This is a genomic window from Bradyrhizobium sp. Leo114, from assembly GCF_055229415.2.
The window spans coordinates 1-829 of sequence record NZ_JBUYEN020000183.1 but is presented as its reverse complement, the minus strand read 5'-3'; the positions used below and the strand labels follow the sequence as shown (position 1 = coordinate 829).

Here is an 829-nt window from a genome sequence, read left to right as displayed (position 1 = left end):
GGATCAATTTTTCAGCCTTGTCGGCGTCATCGAGCTCCCAGGCCTGGCGCAGCACCCGACGGGTGGCCGCATGATGCTGTTTCGGCAAGCGTTCCATAATGTTGCGGGCCTTGTGGATCTGGCAGCGCTGGATCGCAGCGGCCGAACCGAAGGTGCGGCGGATCGCCTTCGACAACGCCTTCGCGCCGTCGGCGATGAACAGTTTTGGCACCGTCGGGTCGAGCCCGCGCGAGACCAGGTTGTCCAGCAGGGCCTGAACCGTTGCGGCATTCTCGGTCGCCCCTTCCACCAGCGCCAGCGGATGCTTGTTGCCTTGGCCGTCAACCCCGATCGCGGCGACCAGCACGAGATCGTCGCCGAGATGCAGCCCGTCGATTTGGACCACCAGAAGGTCGAGCGCGGACAGATCGGCAGCCATGAAGTCGGCCAGCCGCGCCGCCGACAGCGCCACGAACCTCCGCGAGGCCGCCGACTTCGAAACCCCCGATCCGGGCGGTGCCGGCACGTCACCCTCAGGCAGCCGGACAGCGCGGCCGAACCGGCGCGTCGACACATTGATCAGCATCAGGTTCATCGCCCAGCGACCGAGCCAGTTCTCCTGCGCCGCCGTGTCCCAGCTCGGGATCGTGACCTCGCGGCCGTCCACGTCCCGGACCCGCGGGCGCTCGACCTCGATCTTGCCGCCGTGGAAACCAATCCGTCCCCGCGTTCGGCCCCAACGGTGCGCCCGCCGTGCTACATCGCGACCGTGGCGCGGCCCACAGGCCGCCGCCACATCCGCCTCCATCATCGTGCCCAGCGCCTCGACCCCTGCCGCAAGGCAGAACCG

1 protein-coding gene is annotated in these 829 nt (G+C 68.4%); it reads right to left on the bottom strand.

The annotated features are described in order from the left end of the window. On the bottom strand, positions 1 to 829 hold an 829-nt coding region (locus ACZIRK_RS45295; RefSeq protein ID WP_474419847.1), incomplete at both ends, for an IS256 family transposase.